This window comes from Streptomyces sp. NPDC045968, assembly GCF_056430475.1.
Window position 1 is genome coordinate 402101 of sequence record NZ_JBWKLF010000004.1, and the last position, 13206, is coordinate 415306.

General features: G+C 73.4%; 13 protein-coding genes. 9 read left to right on the plus strand and 4 right to left on the minus strand.

What is annotated here, in order from left to right; translation table 11 throughout:
- The first annotated feature begins 54 nt into the window (after window positions 1-54).
- A complete protein-coding gene (locus AC07FA_RS14700; protein WP_173315878.1) occupies window positions 55-264 on the plus strand; it encodes a helix-turn-helix domain-containing protein in 210 nt (69 codons plus the stop codon).
- On the plus strand, window positions 264-839 hold the full coding sequence (locus AC07FA_RS14705) for a Clp protease N-terminal domain-containing protein (RefSeq protein WP_479075661.1): 576 nt from the start codon (window positions 264-266) through the stop codon (window positions 837-839). The genes AC07FA_RS14700 and AC07FA_RS14705 overlap by 1 nt, the downstream gene beginning before the upstream one ends.
- 90 nt (window positions 840-929) lie before the next feature.
- On the opposite strand, the gene AC07FA_RS14710 is transcribed toward AC07FA_RS14705, so the two are convergent.
- Window positions 930-1388: a carboxymuconolactone decarboxylase family protein gene (locus AC07FA_RS14710; protein WP_479075663.1), complete on the minus strand. Its 459-nt coding sequence runs from the start codon at window positions 1386-1388 to the stop codon at window positions 930-932.
- An 83-nt stretch (window positions 1389-1471) separates the two neighbouring features.
- Between AC07FA_RS14710 and AC07FA_RS14715 the strand changes: the two genes are divergently transcribed.
- The gene (locus tag AC07FA_RS14715; RefSeq protein ID WP_479075664.1) at window positions 1472-2347 is read left to right on the plus strand and encodes a sigma-70 family RNA polymerase sigma factor; all 876 of its coding nucleotides are present in this window, start codon (window positions 1472-1474) and stop codon (window positions 2345-2347) included.
- Window positions 2348-2395: 48 nt separating this feature from the next.
- Here AC07FA_RS14715 and AC07FA_RS14720 read toward each other — a convergent pair whose 3' ends face one another.
- Together AC07FA_RS14720 and AC07FA_RS14725 are read right to left on the minus strand one after the other, a co-directional pair.
- A complete protein-coding gene (locus AC07FA_RS14720) occupies window positions 2396-3379 on the minus strand; it encodes a PadR family transcriptional regulator (protein ID WP_479075665.1) in 984 nt (327 codons plus the stop codon).
- A gap of 1 nt (window position 3380) precedes the next feature.
- Window positions 3381-4238, minus strand: a complete 858-nt coding sequence (locus AC07FA_RS14725) for a DUF4097 family beta strand repeat-containing protein (protein ID WP_479075667.1) — start codon at window positions 4236-4238, stop codon at window positions 3381-3383.
- Window positions 4239-4394: 156 nt separating this feature from the next.
- Between AC07FA_RS14725 and AC07FA_RS14730 the strand changes: the two genes are divergently transcribed.
- A complete protein-coding gene (locus tag AC07FA_RS14730; RefSeq protein WP_479075669.1) occupies window positions 4395-5225 on the plus strand; it encodes a hypothetical protein in 831 nt (276 codons plus the stop codon).
- 24 nt (window positions 5226-5249) lie between these two features.
- Here the strand turns inward: AC07FA_RS14730 and AC07FA_RS14735 are convergent, their stop codons facing one another.
- Complete coding sequence (locus AC07FA_RS14735) at window positions 5250-5435, minus strand: DUF6104 family protein (RefSeq protein ID WP_003966321.1); 186 nt, start codon at window positions 5433-5435, stop codon at window positions 5250-5252.
- A gap of 171 nt (window positions 5436-5606) precedes the next feature.
- Between AC07FA_RS14735 and AC07FA_RS14740 the strand changes: the two genes are divergently transcribed.
- The 5 genes from AC07FA_RS14740 (at window position 5607) to fxsA (ending at window position 13149) form a co-directional block, all read left to right on the plus strand.
- Entirely contained in the window at window positions 5607-6179 is a 573-nt protein-coding gene (locus AC07FA_RS14740) for a CU044_2847 family protein (protein ID WP_479075670.1), read from the plus strand.
- Between the two features lie 56 nt (window positions 6180-6235).
- On the plus strand, window positions 6236-8278 hold the full coding sequence (locus AC07FA_RS14745; RefSeq protein WP_479075672.1) for a VMAP-C domain-containing protein: 2043 nt from the start codon (window positions 6236-6238) through the stop codon (window positions 8276-8278).
- A 103-nt stretch (window positions 8279-8381) separates the two neighbouring features.
- Window positions 8382-9407, plus strand: a complete 1026-nt coding sequence (locus AC07FA_RS14750) for an AAA family ATPase (protein ID WP_479075673.1) — start codon at window positions 8382-8384, stop codon at window positions 9405-9407.
- Between the two features lie 7 nt (window positions 9408-9414).
- Window positions 9415-12795, plus strand: a complete 3381-nt coding sequence (locus AC07FA_RS14755; RefSeq protein WP_479075675.1) for an SAV_2336 N-terminal domain-related protein — start codon at window positions 9415-9417, stop codon at window positions 12793-12795.
- A 141-nt stretch (window positions 12796-12936) separates the two neighbouring features.
- Window positions 12937-13149 (plus strand): FxSxx-COOH cyclophane-containing RiPP peptide, encoded by a 213-nt coding sequence (fxsA, locus tag AC07FA_RS14760; protein ID WP_479075677.1) that lies wholly within the window; start codon window positions 12937-12939, stop codon window positions 13147-13149.
- Window positions 13150-13206: the final 57 nt, after the last annotated feature.

Sequence of the window (13206 nt, forward strand, 5' to 3'; positions counted from 1 at the left end):
CCGCTTCTGTCAATGGTGGTTGACGCCTTCCGATTGTCAACGTAAGTTGACGTCATGACCGAAGCAACGGATCTTGCCGCGCGTGCCGGTGACCGTGACCCGCGTGTCGGGCTGCGGGCCGTCGCCGCGCTGCGGCGGCTGCTGGAGCAGCTGGAAGCCGTACAGGTGAGAAGCGCCCGCGCGCAGGGCTGGTCGTGGCAGGAGATCGCGGCCGAGCTGGGTGTGAGCCGGCAGGCCGTCCACAAGAAGCACGGGAGGCTTTGATGTTCGAGCGATTCACCCGGGGAGCCCGCGCCACCGTGACGGGGGCGGCCACCCATGCCGAACGGGCCGGAGCCGACGCGGTGACCGAGGAGCATCTGCTGCTCGCGCTGCTGGACCAGGAGGGCAGCCGGGCGTCCTTCGCCGCCGCGACGCTCGGTCTCACCGACCGCCGCGCCTCGGTGGAGGCGGCCCTCGCCGACGCCCGTCGGCGGGGCGGCCTGACCAGGGCGGACACGGACGCGCTCGCCGGCATCGGGATCGATGTCAGTGAGATCGTGGCCCGGGTCGAGGGGGCGCACGGCGAGGGCGCGCTGGCCGGTGACGACCACAAGGGCCGGCGGTGGTGGTCGGGGCACCGCCCCTTCACGCGCGGCGCGAAGGGCATCCTGGAGAACTCCCTGCGGGTCGCCCTGGGCCGCGGCGACCGCTTCATCGGCGAGGAACACCTCCTGCTGGCCCTCACGGCCCGCCCCGGCGTGGTCGCGGACGTCCTCGCGGAACACGGGGCGACGTACGCGACGGTGGAACGGGCGATGTACGGAACCGGGGGAGAGGGGCAGGCGAAGGCGGGCTGACCGGGGGCGCGTGCCGTCTGGCGGGTGCCGGCAGCCCAGGCGCCGGACAGTCGTGCAGGCCTGTCCGGCGCCTGAAGGGACCCGCCCGGCTCAGCCCCAGGTCTGGCCGGCCGGCTCCCTGACGGTGCGGTTGAGCCGGTTGAAGAAGTTGGTCAGCGCGATCTCCAGGTTGATCGCGCCGATCTGCTCCTCGGTGAAGTGGACGTTGACCTCTTCCCAGATCTCGTCGGTGACGCCCTCCGCACCGTCCTGCAGCCGGGTGGCGCCCTCGGCCAGCGCCAGTGCCGCGCGCTCCGCGTCGGTGTAGAACGGCGCCTCACGCCAGCCCGCTACGTTGTGCAGCCGCTCGTCGGTTTCACCGGCCTTCTTCGCCCCGGCGACACTGGCGTGGATGCACGCCGAACAGCTGTTGATCTGGCTGGCGCGCAGGTGGACCAGGGCAAGCAGCTTCGGGTCGACGCCCCCGGCGGCGATCGCCTTGTGGAGGTGCTGGACCGCGGTCCACACATCGGCGTTGTCCGTGTTCTTGTTCTTGAGCCGGTTTTCCATGGGGGTGCTTCCTCCATCGCGTTACGTCGCCGGGCTCGTGCCCGTCATTCCTGTGACGGAGCAGCTTTCAGGGAGGTAACAACATGCCCGGCACCCATCCCACGGATCCGGTCGTCGACGCCTTCGAGGCCCAGCGCGAACGGCTTCGAGGCGTCGCCTACCGCGTGCTCGGATCACACGCCGACGCGGAAGACGTGGTCCAGGAGGCGTGGCTGCGTCTCTCCCGCCAGGACACCGCCACCATCGACAACCTCGGCGGCTGGCTGACGACCGTGGTCGGCCGCATCAGCATCGATGTCCTCCGGTCGGGCCGGACCCGCCCGGAGGTCTCCTTGGACGACCCGGTATCCGGCGTCACCGTGACGCTCGACGACGCTCCCGCTCCGGAAGACCTCGTGGCACTCGGGGACTCCGTCGGCCTCGCGCTCCTCACGGTCCTCGACTCGCTGCGCCCTGACGAGCGGCTGGCGTTCGTGCTGCACGACGTGTTCGCCGTGCCCCATGAGGAGATCGGCACCATTCTCGGCAAATCCACCGACGCCACCAAAATGCTCACCAGCCGCGCCCGCAGGAAAGTAAAGGGCGCCCAGCGGCTGCCGGACGCCGGACGCCGACAACGCGAGGTGGTCCAGGCCTTCCTGGCCGCGGCCGGTGACGGCCGGTTCGAGCAGCTGCTACAGGTTCTCCACCCCGAGGTGAAGTTCACCGTCCACACGCCGAACGGCCGGTTCGTCACGATCGGAGCCACCGAAGTCGCCACCCGCGCGCGCGTGGCCGGCAGCGCGGCACGAGGACACGCGGCGACCGTCAACGGCCGCCCGGGCGTCATCTCCTGGAACGAAGACGGCACCCCGCTCTCCGTCCTCGCCTTCACCGTCGCCGACGGCCGCATCACCGAGATCACCGCCGTGACCGACCCGGACGCACTCGCGCTCATGGAGCTGCCGGACCCGGTGTGAATCCCTGCGGCGACGGCCGTTCGTCCTCGATGCGGCGGCCCCGGCGCCTCAGGCCTTCGTCCCGTTCTCGTCCGGCTTCCGCAGCACCGCGCCGATATGGGTCGCCGCCGTCGCCAGGTGGCGGCGGGCTTCCGTCAGTTGGTCCTCCGTGACGCCCCGGTCCCGGGCCGCGTCGCGGATCTCGTCGCGGAAGCGGTCCAGCAGGCGGTCCAGGTCGCGGGCCGGGTCGCCCGAGCCCGTGGTGTCCTTGCCCCACTCCGGGCCGGGTTCGGTGTCGGTGGTTTCCGGCTTGCTGTAGGGGGGCCAGGTGCCGGTTCTGGCGAAGCTCCCCAGCTGGCCGGTGATCTCCGCCAGACCCTCCCGTACGCCCGTGGGCCAGTCGCCCCGCGCGAAGTGCTCCTGGACCTGACGTGCGGCGTTCTGGACCTGCTCGCTCGCCCTCTCGTGGGCCTCCTTCGCCTGGCGGCGGGCCTGCTGGGCGTCCTCGCGGGCGCGCCGCGACTCGTCCTTCGCCCGGCGGGCCTGCTCCTTCCACTCCTGCTTGGCCTTGCGCAGCTCTTCCTTCGCCAGCCGCCACGCCTCGCTGTTGCCGAGGTCGCCGAGGTCGGCGCCTGCCTCCCACCCGCCCTTGGTGCCAGAGGTGTGCCGGGACTCCGAGGCCGCCGCCCGCATGTCGCTGCGCAGCCTGCCCGCCGCCCCGCGCACGTCGTCGCGGATCTCCGCCGCCAGCTCGGCGACCGACTCGCGGATCTCCAGCTCCAGATCGGCCAGTTCACCGCTGCGGCCCGCCAGCTCCGCGCGCCCGGCGTCGGTGATCGAGTAGACCTTGCGGCCGCCCTCGGTGGCATGGGTGACCAGGCCCTCGGCCTCCAGTTTGGCGAGGCGCGGATAGACGGTGCCCGCGGACGGTGCGTACAGCCCCTGGAAGCGTTCCTCCAGGAGCCGGATCACCTCGTAGCCGTGGCGGGGGGCCTCGTCCAGCAGCTTGAGCAGGTAGAGACGCAGGCGGCCGTGGGCGAATACGGGGGCCATGTCAGAGCACCTTTCCGGTCGGCTCGGAGTCGTACGGGCCGTCCTCGGCCGGTGGGCGGCGCAGCAGGGCGATCGAGCCGGAGACGGTCGTCGCGCGCAGCGTTCCCGTGCCGGCGCCCAGGGTTCCGGTGATCTTCTTCGAGCCCCACGTGCCGGTGACCCGCAGGTCCTCGAAGGCGTTGGAGACGGTGCCGCTCGTGGTGTTCGCCTCGACCTTCGCGTCGGCGGGGTGCGGCAGCCGGACGGCGATCTCACCGGAGAGCGTGGCCAGCCTGATGTCGGTGGGCTTCCCGGACGGGTCGAGATCCAGCACCATGTCACCGCTGACCGTTTCGGCGCGTACGGAACTTCCGGCGCCGTCGACGACCGTCAGATCGCCGGACACGGAGTGGAAGCGGAGATCGCCCGTGACGGCCTGGGCCTCCAGGCTGCCGGAGACGGTTTCCCCGTGCACCGCGCCGGAGAGGCCGACGAGGGTGGTGTCGCCGCTGACCCCGCGCACCTCCGTACGTCCCCGGATGCCGGAGACGACCGCTGCGGCGCCGACGACGCCGACCTCGACGGACGAGCCGGCCGGTACGGCGAGCGAGACGACCGCGCGGCGCCTGCGGTGCTTGGGGTCGAGCCACTTGAGGAACCCCTGCCAGGGCAGGTCCTCGTAGGCCACGGTGAGGACGCCGTCCTCCTGGGTCACGACGAGCGGTGGGCCCTCGACGTCGGAGATGTCGAGACGGGCGTGCTCTTCCTCCGTGCCGACCACGTTGACCGCGCCGTTGACGATGCGCACACGCAGCGCTGTCAGCGGGTCGTCGAAGGTGAGCTTCCGAGGCCCGGCGATGGCCCACGTGGACACCGGCATGGATCTGACCTTCCGTTGGGCGGCAGGTGACGCAACATATCGCGTCTGCTGTGGAACACGCTATATCGCGGCTTGGAGAAGTCAAGGCTGCGCGGGGGCGAGGATTCGGGAGTCAAAGCGCGCCGAACAAGGGCAAACTGCCCTAGCGTGTGACGCATGAACGCGACACCCGTGGGAGCGCTGCTGCTGTGCCGGGCCGCCCCCGAGACCGTACGGCCGCCGGCCCATCTCCTGCGCGAGCCGATGGTGCTCACGCCCGCCGGGGCCGACTGGAGTGTGCTCGTACCGGAGGGCGAGCCCTGGCGGGACGAGGGGACCGGCGAGAGCGGGGCAGAGCCCGTCGACCGGATTCTGGGCGGGTGGGCGGCCGCGCTCGCGGTCGGGTCCACCTGGCCGGTTCTCGCGCTGTGGTGGGACGGCGACCGGGCCGGTTACACCCTCGCGTCCGGATTCCGCCGCCCCGTCGGCTACGTCTGGCTCGCCGACGGCACCCCCGTCGGCGAGGACGAGGCCATGCGTACGTTCGCGGCCCGCCTCGGCCTCGATCCCGTCCTGGACGTCCAGGCGCTGGAGGCGCTGACCCTCCCGGACCCCGAAGCGGACGCGGGCGCCCGGCTGCGGGGGCTGCTCGCCGTCCTCGCCCGCACGGGAGTGGCTCTGCCGCCCGGACTCGGCCCCGGCGAATCCGCCGACCGGCTGCGTGCCGCCGCCGGTGCCCAGCGCGAAACGGAACGGATCGAGTGGGCCGGCTGGCGCGATGCCGTACGCGTCGAACTCGACGCCGTCGAGAGCGGGAGTCTCGGCCCCTGGGTGCGCGGCCCCAGGGCCCGCGCGATCGCCGCCACCCAGCTCGTCGTGGGTGTTCCGCTGCTGCTGGCGGGCGTCAGGCAGCGCAGCGGCGGCTGGCTGGTGGCGGGCGCGGTGCTGCTCGCCCAGGGCGCGCTGGGACTGGCCTACAACCGGATCAGGGACGAAGCGGAAGCGTAGGCCGCCCTGCGGACCCGACCGCTCCTACGCGTCCTCGTCGTCCTCGTCGTCCAGCCGGGCCAGCCACGTGGCGAGACGCTCGACCGGGACCTCGAAGTCGGGGTTGAGGTCGACGAACGTACGCAGCTGCTCGGCCAGCCACTCGAAGGTGACCTCCTCCTCGCCGCGCCGCTTCTCCAGCTCCTCGATGCCACGATCGGTGAAATACATGTGCTGCGCTCGCTCCGGGTGAGAACGGTGATGGTCCTCACCAGGGTAGGGCGTGCCCGGACGGAACATGGCCGGGAACCGTCGCCCGGCACCCCGGCGTCCTGCACCACGCCCCTCGCACCGGCCGCGTACTCCCGCTAACCTGCGGGGAGTTGGGGAACGGGGGGTGTCATGGGTGACAGTGAGGCCCGAATTACGCGCATTGAGATGCCGGACGGGACGCCGGTCTGGGCGAGGATCTCCGGGGCGGAGGAACTGGAGCGGCCCGCAGGCGGTCTGGCCTACACGGACATCGGCTACGGGGACCTGGCCGATCAGGTGCAGGCCCGGGTCGAGAGCCTGACGGGAGTCGTGACCAGCGTCGCGCGGTCGCTCACCGAGTCCCTGCGGGCCGTGCGGCCCGACGAGGTCAGTGTGGAGTTCGGCATCGAGCTCACGGCCAGGGCGGGCAAGGTCGTCGGACTGCTGGCGGACGGCGAGGCCAAGGGCGGCATCAAGGTCACGCTCACCTGGAACGGCGGCGGACCGCCCGTCGACCCGCCGATCACACCCCCGGTGCCCGCGCAGGCGCCTCCGCCGCGCCCCTCGTCCCCGTCGGCCCCACGCGTCCCACCCGTTCCGTCGGCCCCGCCCGCCTCCGCTCGGTCCACGGGCGCACCCGCCGGCGAACCGACCGCCGGTGCGCCCACCGGCGCAGCGGCGCATCCCGGCGGCGGCCCCGCGCCCGGCGGCAGCAGATCATGACAGGGGCGGCCGGAGGGGGCGCAGAGGGCGGATGGGACCGCACCACCCTCGCCCTGATGAACCTCGTGATGGCGGCGACCGTACGCATCCATCGGCCGGAGCCCGGGTATGCCCCTGACGGAACCGGCAGGGGCTTCCTGGGCAGCGGCTTCTTCATCGCCCCGAGCTGGGTCCTCACATGCGCGCACGTCGCGATGCGGGGGGAGGGGCGTGAAGTGGACGTGGTGTTCAGGGCGGACCGCGACAGCGCCGCCGAGACGTCCGTCGCGGGGACGGTCGTCGCGACACTCCCCGAGCCCGGCCCCGACGGGCCCGGTGGCCCGGGGAGCCGCCCCGCCACCGGCTGGGCCGCTCCCGACCTGGCCCTCATCCGTCTGCTGCGGCCCGTCGACCACGCCTGTGTGTACGTCACCGAGCGCCCGGCCGCCATGCTGCCCGGCGGCACCGTCCACTACGTGGGCTGGACCGGTCCGCGCGACGGCCGGCCGGCGGCGGTGACCGGCGACTGCACGGTCAAGGGCATGTTCGGCGGGCCGGCCGACGCCGAGCAGCAGATCCGGCTGGGCGGGGACTGGCTGGAACCGGGCATGTCCGGCGGCCCCGTCGTCGACCTGGCCAGGGGCGAGGTGGTCGGCGTCCTCAAGTCACGGCTCGACGGCGAGCAGGGCGGCACGGCCATCGGCATCGAACGGCTGCGCACCATGCCCGTACCGGGCACCACGCCCGGGGACCCGCCCGCCGACACGTATCAGGCGGTCTTCCACGCCCACGACCGCTACCACGCCGACCGCCACAACAGCCCCGCAAGCACCGAGCGGACCTGGGCCGACACCCAGAGCGAACTCCCGGTCAGGCCGGGGCGCGCCCTCAGCCCGAAGCAGCGCATCGACCTGCTCGGCCGACTCGCCGAATTCCCGCCGCCGGTCAGCACCCGCGGCCTGCTCGACCTCCTGGACGGACTTCCGGACGTCCACTCGCGCGACCACCGCCCCGCTCCGCGCGGCTGGCGGGACGGTCTCGGCGCGCTGTACGAGGTGCGCGACGGCGACGGCGCGCTCGAACTGGTCCTGCGCTACTGCATGGCGGTCATCGCCGCCGACCGGCCCCACGGTTCCCCGCCCGCCGCGGCCGCCGCGCAGTCCCTGTGGGAGTGGGTCCGCAGGATGGCCGACGACCATCTCTCCAGGACCTTCCGCAAGGAACTGGCCGTGCTCTGGAGCGCGGCCCGCCACCGCCCGGACCTGGAGCACCGCGGGGCCGCCGCACCCCCGGCCGAAGCGGCCCGGCACAGGGAGCGGCTCTTCGTGCTGCTGGCGCTGGAACTGCGCGGCTGGGAGCAGGGCCGTTACGACTGGCGGATCAGTGTCGGCGACACCCTCGGGGACTTCCTGCCCGTGGAGGAGGACGTCCGGGGCACCGCCCTGGCCGATCTGCCGGGTCGGCTCGCCGCGCCGCTGGCCGAGGCGTTCCGGCGGTGCGACGAGCCGGACGGGCCCGCCGTGCTCCAGGTCGCGGTCGGCCGGTCGCTGCTGGATCTGGACGTCGACAGCTGGCGGCTGTCCCCAGGCGATCCGCCGCTCGGAGCCGTACGCCCCGTCGTCGTCCGCCGCTCCGACCAGCCGCCGAGGAGCGAGGAATGGCTGAAGGAGCGCAAGGCGCGCTGGAACCGCACGGGGGCGGCCATGATGCGTGCCGAAGCGCTCGACTGCGAGGGCGGGATCACGGTGCGCGTTCCGGAGGCCGACGCCCTGCGCACCCTGGCGTACGGCACGGTCCCTCTCTTGTGCCACTACGGCACGGACGCCCGGCCCGACGCCGCGGCGGGGCTCGACCGGCTGCTGAGCAGCGGATTCGGTGTGGCGCTGTGGCGCCGGCGCGGAGGAGAGGGCGGTGCGGTCTGTACGGAGTTCCACCGGCGGGCGGCCGACACGGTGGGGCAGACCCGTGCGGTCGAGCAACTGCCGTACAAACTGCACGAGTTGAGGAAGGGTGTCCATGCGGGCCGTATCGAGACGTACTGGTCGGACGGCGTGACGCTCTATTACGACGATCCGCACCAGCCCCTGCCCGGATCCGAACAGCTCCTGGAGGCGCCATGACCGCAGGCTCCGGCCCGCCCCTTACGGTGCGTGCACCGGCTCGCTACCGTGAAGCACGCCTGGCAACCGCCTCCCCGCTGGACGAGCGACGACGAGGAACGCTATGAGTGAACCCAGTGAGTGGCTCATCTACCGAGGCGCCGGCGAACCGCACGAGGGTCTGGAACGGCTGCCCGCGCCGCCGCCCTGGCGGGACTTCGCCGGTCGCGGCACCCCCGTGGACGGTGAGGCCGACGGCTCCGCCGACCGGCGGCTGGGCAGTCACCGGCACATGGCCGAGCTGCACCGGCCGGGCGCCGAGGAACTCGAAATGATCAACGCCGCGCTCTACCTCCGCAGGCCGCTGCTGGTCACCGGCAGCCCGGGCGCCGGAAAGAGCACCCTGGCCCACTCGGTCGCCCATGAACTGGGCCTCGGCCGCGTGCTGCGCTGGCCCATCGTCAGCCGCTCCACGCTGCTCGACGGGCTGTACCACTACGACGCCATCGCCAGGCTCCAGGACGTCCAGATCGCCGCGCACGGCGGGGCCGTCGCCGCGGCCGGAGCCGACCCGACGGACGGCATCGGCAGCTATATCCGGCTCGGGCCGCTCGGTACGGCACTGCTGCCATCCGACCGGCCGCGGGTGCTGCTCATCGACGAGCTGGACAAGAGCGACATCGACCTGCCGAACGACCTCCTGAACGTCCTGGAGGAGGGCGAGTTCGCCATTCCGGAGCTGGAGCGGATCGCCGACCGGCTGCCCGACGGGGAGGCGGTGGTCCTCGACAACGACGGGAACAAGGTCGCGATCAAGGGCGGCCGGGTGCAGTGCTCGGCCTTCCCCTTCATCGTCCTCACGAGCAACGGCGAGCGCGATTTCCCCGCCCCCCTGATGCGGCGCTGCATCCACCTGGAGCTCGGCCGCCCCGACCACCAGCGGCTGGCCACGTTCGTACGCGCGCACCTCGGGGACGAGGCGGCCCGCTCGGGGGACGACCTCATCACGCACTTCCTGGAGCGTTCACGCGGTGAACTGCTCGCCACCGACCAGCTGTTGAACGCGATCTACCTCACCGGCGCCGCTGCCCCGGCCGGCCGTGACCGCCTCGCCGACCTGCTCATCCAGCGACTCGACCGGCCGAGGTGATGCACTGATGCCCGACGTCACGGGACGGCACGGACCGGACGGGGGTCCGGAGCGCCACGACGGGCACCTGCTGACCGCGCTCGTCGCCCGCCTCCGTGAGGGTGGGCTGGACCCCGACGCCGAGCAGCTCTGCGACGCCCTCTGGCTGGCCCGGTGGACCCAGGTCCCCGGTGCGTCGCCGGACGGTGCCGAAGGACCGGCCGCGCACAGCGGCAGGCCGGGCGGGGCGACGGCCACCGGCCCCGCCACCGGCCCCGCCGGCCGCACGGGCGCGCCGGGGGAGCCGCCGGAGGAAGAGGCTCCGGAGCGGCCGGAGCCCGCCGGCCCGGACCGCCGCATCTCCCTGTACCCGGTCCCGGACGGGCCGCGCGCGGACGATCCGGACCGCTCGGGCGGCACCGGGCACCGCGTCGGCCGGGCGGGCGGCGCGTCCGCGCTTCCGCTGGGCGTCCCGGCGGCGCCGGCCCTGCCCGCCCTGCTCGAACTCCAGCGTGCCCTGCGTCCGTTGCAGCGCTACCGGCCCGCCGCGCCGCCGCTGCGCACCACGCTGGACGAGGTGGCGACAGCGGAACTCAGCGCACGCGCCGGGGGACTGATCATTCCGGTGTTCCGTGGGGTGGCCCGCGCCGACGCACTCCTCCAGTTCGTCATGGACGCCTCGTCGTCCATGCGGGTCTGGGACCGGATGTTCACCGAATTCCAGCAGATATTCAGCCAGTTGGGGGCCTTCCGGGACGTCCAGGTGCGCTATCTGCACCAGGGGCCCGACGGCGCGCCCGCCGTGAGCCGCAGCCCCGACCCGGGCGCGGCGCCGCTGAACTCCGCCGAACGGCTCAGCGACCCCACCGGCCGCCGGGTCACCGTCCTGGTCAGTGACTGCGCCGGACCCATATGGCACAGCGGGCAGGCCCACCGGCTGCTACACCACCTGGCCCGCCAGGCCCCCACCGCCGTCCTGCAACCGCTGCCGCAGCGCATGTGGAACCGCACAGGACTGCCCGTCACCTACGGCGTCCTCTCCCGCGGCGAGGGCAGCGCCGGAGCCGTGATCAAGGTCGCCGCGGACGGCGGAGCACTCCCGAAGCCGCCCGACGGCGCGCTGGCCGTCCCCGTGCTGCCACCCGTGGCCGGCGCCCTGGCCGCCTGGGCCGGGCTGCTCGCCGGCACCGGAGGGGGGCGTATCTCCGGAGCCGTCGGCTGGGTGCGCGCCGACCAGCCCGCGGCCGCACCGCCGCGCACCGGCAGCCGGCCGTCCTCGCTCCAACTGGTCAGCAGGTTCCGCTCGGCGGCCTCCCCGGCCGCCGGGCAACTGGCCGTCTACCTCGCCGCCGCGCCGCTCTATCTGCCGGTGATGCAGCTGGTGCAGCGGACCATGCTGCCGGACTCGGGCCCCTCCGAACTGGCCGAGGTGCTGCTCAGCGGGCTGCTGACCCGCAGCAGGAACGACGGCGCGGAGGGCGGGCAGTGGTACGAGTTCACGCCCGGCGTCCAGGAGGCGCTGCTCGGACCGCTCGGCCGGGACGAGGCCCTGCTCGTACTCAAACACTGCTCGGAGTACATCGAGCAGCGCTTCGGCAAGGCGGGCCCGAACTTCCCGGCGCTGGCCCTGGCCCAACTGGGCGACGCGCGGACCGGTTCCGCCTACCGCACGGGACGCCCGGCCGGCGGCGATCCTGACCCGGATGCCGACGCCGAGGCGGACGGGGAGAACGGCGGCTCGCGCGCCCCGCACCCCTTCGCGGAGGTCGCGGCGCGCGTCCTGGAGCGGTTCATGCCGCTGCCCGAGCAGTTCGCGTACTACGGCGAGCGGCGCGGGCGCGACGAGCCCGACCCGACGACCACCACGGCGGTGGTCCGGGCCCGCGCACTGCTGCGGCAGTTCGAGTCGGACAGCATGGTGCAGTATCTGATCGACGCCGTGCAGCTGCTGCGCGGCGCCACCTACCGGGACCAGGTCTCGGTCTCCGACCCGGAGCTGTGGGCCGAGTACGCGCGCTGTCTGCTGCGGCTCTGGGAGGTGCAGGGCGGCAGCGACCTGCTGCGGGAGTCCGAGGAGGCCGCCGAGCGTGCCGCCTCCCACCCCGGGGCCGTACGCGAACGGGCGGTCCTGGCCAAGGTGCTGCACGCCGCCGCGGACGACCGGCGGCGGCGCGGGGACCGGCGCGGCGCCCTGGACCTGCTGCGCCGCGCGGACCGCGAGTACACCGTGGCCTGCGCCGCTCCCGGCCTGGACCCGGCGGAGGCCCTGCGGCTCACGCTGGAGCGGGTGCGGGCCCTGGAGGCGCAGTGGCGGCTCGGCGGCGACACCGCCCTGCTCCAGGCGGCCGTCGGCATGCTGGAGGCGTTCGCCGACGTCTGGCCCGACCAGGAGAACCGCCCCACGAGCCTGGTGCTGACCCACGGCCGTGTGCTGCTCCGGCTGACCGGCGCGACCAACGACACCGAGCAGTCCCGGGTGTACGCCCGCCAGGCTGCCCGCTCGCTGCGCAAGGCGTTCGCCCCCAGCGGCCCCCAGCACACGACCGGCACCCAGGTGCGGATCCTGCTGGACCTGGTGGACGCGCTGCTGAGCTGCGGCGACGCGCCGGACGAGGCCGCGACCCTGATCGAACAGGCCCTGGAGACCGTACGGGAACAGCGGATGCGCGCCCAGCTCCAGACCAGGGCGGCCCGCGTCCACGTCGCACGGTACGAGCAGAACGGCGACCCGTCCGAACTGGTCACGGCGGCCGACTGGTTCACCCGGGCGGCCCGCGGTGTTCCCCGCGACTCGCAGGACCACGCCGACCTCCTCGCGGAATGGGGGAACGCCCTGCTGCGCCGGGCCGAACTGCCCGACGGACGCGCCTGGATCGGCTCGGCCGTACGGGTGCTGCGCGACTGCCGTACGGAGACGGCGGCGGGCAGCCCGCGCCAGGCGGGCCGGCTGCTCGCCCTCGGACGTGCCGTGATGCTGCGCCACCGTGCCACCGAGGACCGGGTGGATCTGCGGGAGGCGGAGCATCTGTTCGGCCTCGCCGCGCAGGAGGCGCGCGAACCGCTGATGGCGGCGCGGTGCTGGCTGGAACTGGGCCGCTCCCATCTCGACGCCTACCGCGTGCTCCAGCGTCCGGCCCGGCTCGACGACGCGGCGGAGGTGTTCCGTGACGCGGCCGAGTGCGCCAGGACCGCGGAAGCGGAGCTGGACGGTCCGCAAGAACGCGCACAGGCGGTGGAGTTGGGTGCTACAGCCAACCACTGGCGGGGTATGACCTATGAGGAGGCGGGACGTCCCAGAGCCGCGCGCGACGCGTACCGGGCCGCCCGCCAGGAGTGGCGCAAGCTGCCCGACGGAGGCGGTGCGCAGGGCGAGTCGACCGAGGGGCGGCTGCTCGCGCTCGGGCCATGAGCGTCCGACGGTGCGTGCTGGGGCGATGAGCGTTCAACGGCGAGCGCTCGGAGCCCTGTTCCACGGGGAGTACGTCAGGGGTGTGCGCCCATGGGCGGGCGCACGGCCGCGAACCGAGTACGACAGCAACGGGGAGTCGTGATGGACCAGTCGATCGTCGAGAACACCGAGCCGGACATGGCGTCGCACGCCGGGACGGACAGCGCACCCGAGGCGCTGCCGGACCTGCTCGGGCTCGATCTGGCGGCCCTGCGGACCCTCGACCACCCCGTGCTCTCCGCGGTGGTCGCGGATCTGCGGGACCGGGCGGAGCAGCCGCGGGAGACGCTGTGGGGTTTCACGAGCGCCTTCTGAACGGGGTGCCCGGGCAGGGCGACCCGGTCGGTTTCGGCCGGGGAGTCCCCGGGAACA

Excerpts from the sequence above, each read along its gene's own strand:
- AC07FA_RS14700 (WP_173315878.1), top strand. The coding sequence starts at position 55 with ATGACCGAAGCAACGGATCTTGCCGCGCGTGCCGGTGACCGTGACCCG.
- AC07FA_RS14705 (WP_479075661.1), top strand. The coding sequence starts at position 264 with ATGTTCGAGCGATTCACCCGGGGAGCCCGCGCCACCGTGACGGGGGCG.
- AC07FA_RS14710 (WP_479075663.1), bottom strand. The coding sequence starts at position 1,388 with ATGGAAAACCGGCTCAAGAACAAGAACACGGACAACGCCGATGTGTGG.
- AC07FA_RS14715 (WP_479075664.1), top strand. The coding sequence starts at position 1,472 with ATGCCCGGCACCCATCCCACGGATCCGGTCGTCGACGCCTTCGAGGCC.
- AC07FA_RS14720 (WP_479075665.1), bottom strand. The coding sequence starts at position 3,379 with ATGGCCCCCGTATTCGCCCACGGCCGCCTGCGTCTCTACCTGCTCAAG.
- AC07FA_RS14725 (WP_479075667.1), bottom strand. The coding sequence starts at position 4,238 with ATGCCGGTGTCCACGTGGGCCATCGCCGGGCCTCGGAAGCTCACCTTC.
- AC07FA_RS14730 (WP_479075669.1), top strand. The coding sequence starts at position 4,395 with ATGAACGCGACACCCGTGGGAGCGCTGCTGCTGTGCCGGGCCGCCCCC.
- AC07FA_RS14735 (WP_003966321.1), bottom strand. The coding sequence starts at position 5,435 with ATGTATTTCACCGATCGTGGCATCGAGGAGCTGGAGAAGCGGCGCGGC.
- AC07FA_RS14740 (WP_479075670.1), top strand. The coding sequence starts at position 5,607 with ATGGGTGACAGTGAGGCCCGAATTACGCGCATTGAGATGCCGGACGGG.
- AC07FA_RS14745 (WP_479075672.1), top strand. The coding sequence starts at position 6,236 with ATGAACCTCGTGATGGCGGCGACCGTACGCATCCATCGGCCGGAGCCC.
- AC07FA_RS14750 (WP_479075673.1), top strand. The coding sequence starts at position 8,382 with ATGAGTGAACCCAGTGAGTGGCTCATCTACCGAGGCGCCGGCGAACCG.
- AC07FA_RS14755 (WP_479075675.1), top strand. The coding sequence starts at position 9,415 with ATGCCCGACGTCACGGGACGGCACGGACCGGACGGGGGTCCGGAGCGC.
- fxsA (WP_479075677.1), top strand. The coding sequence starts at position 12,937 with ATGGACCAGTCGATCGTCGAGAACACCGAGCCGGACATGGCGTCGCAC.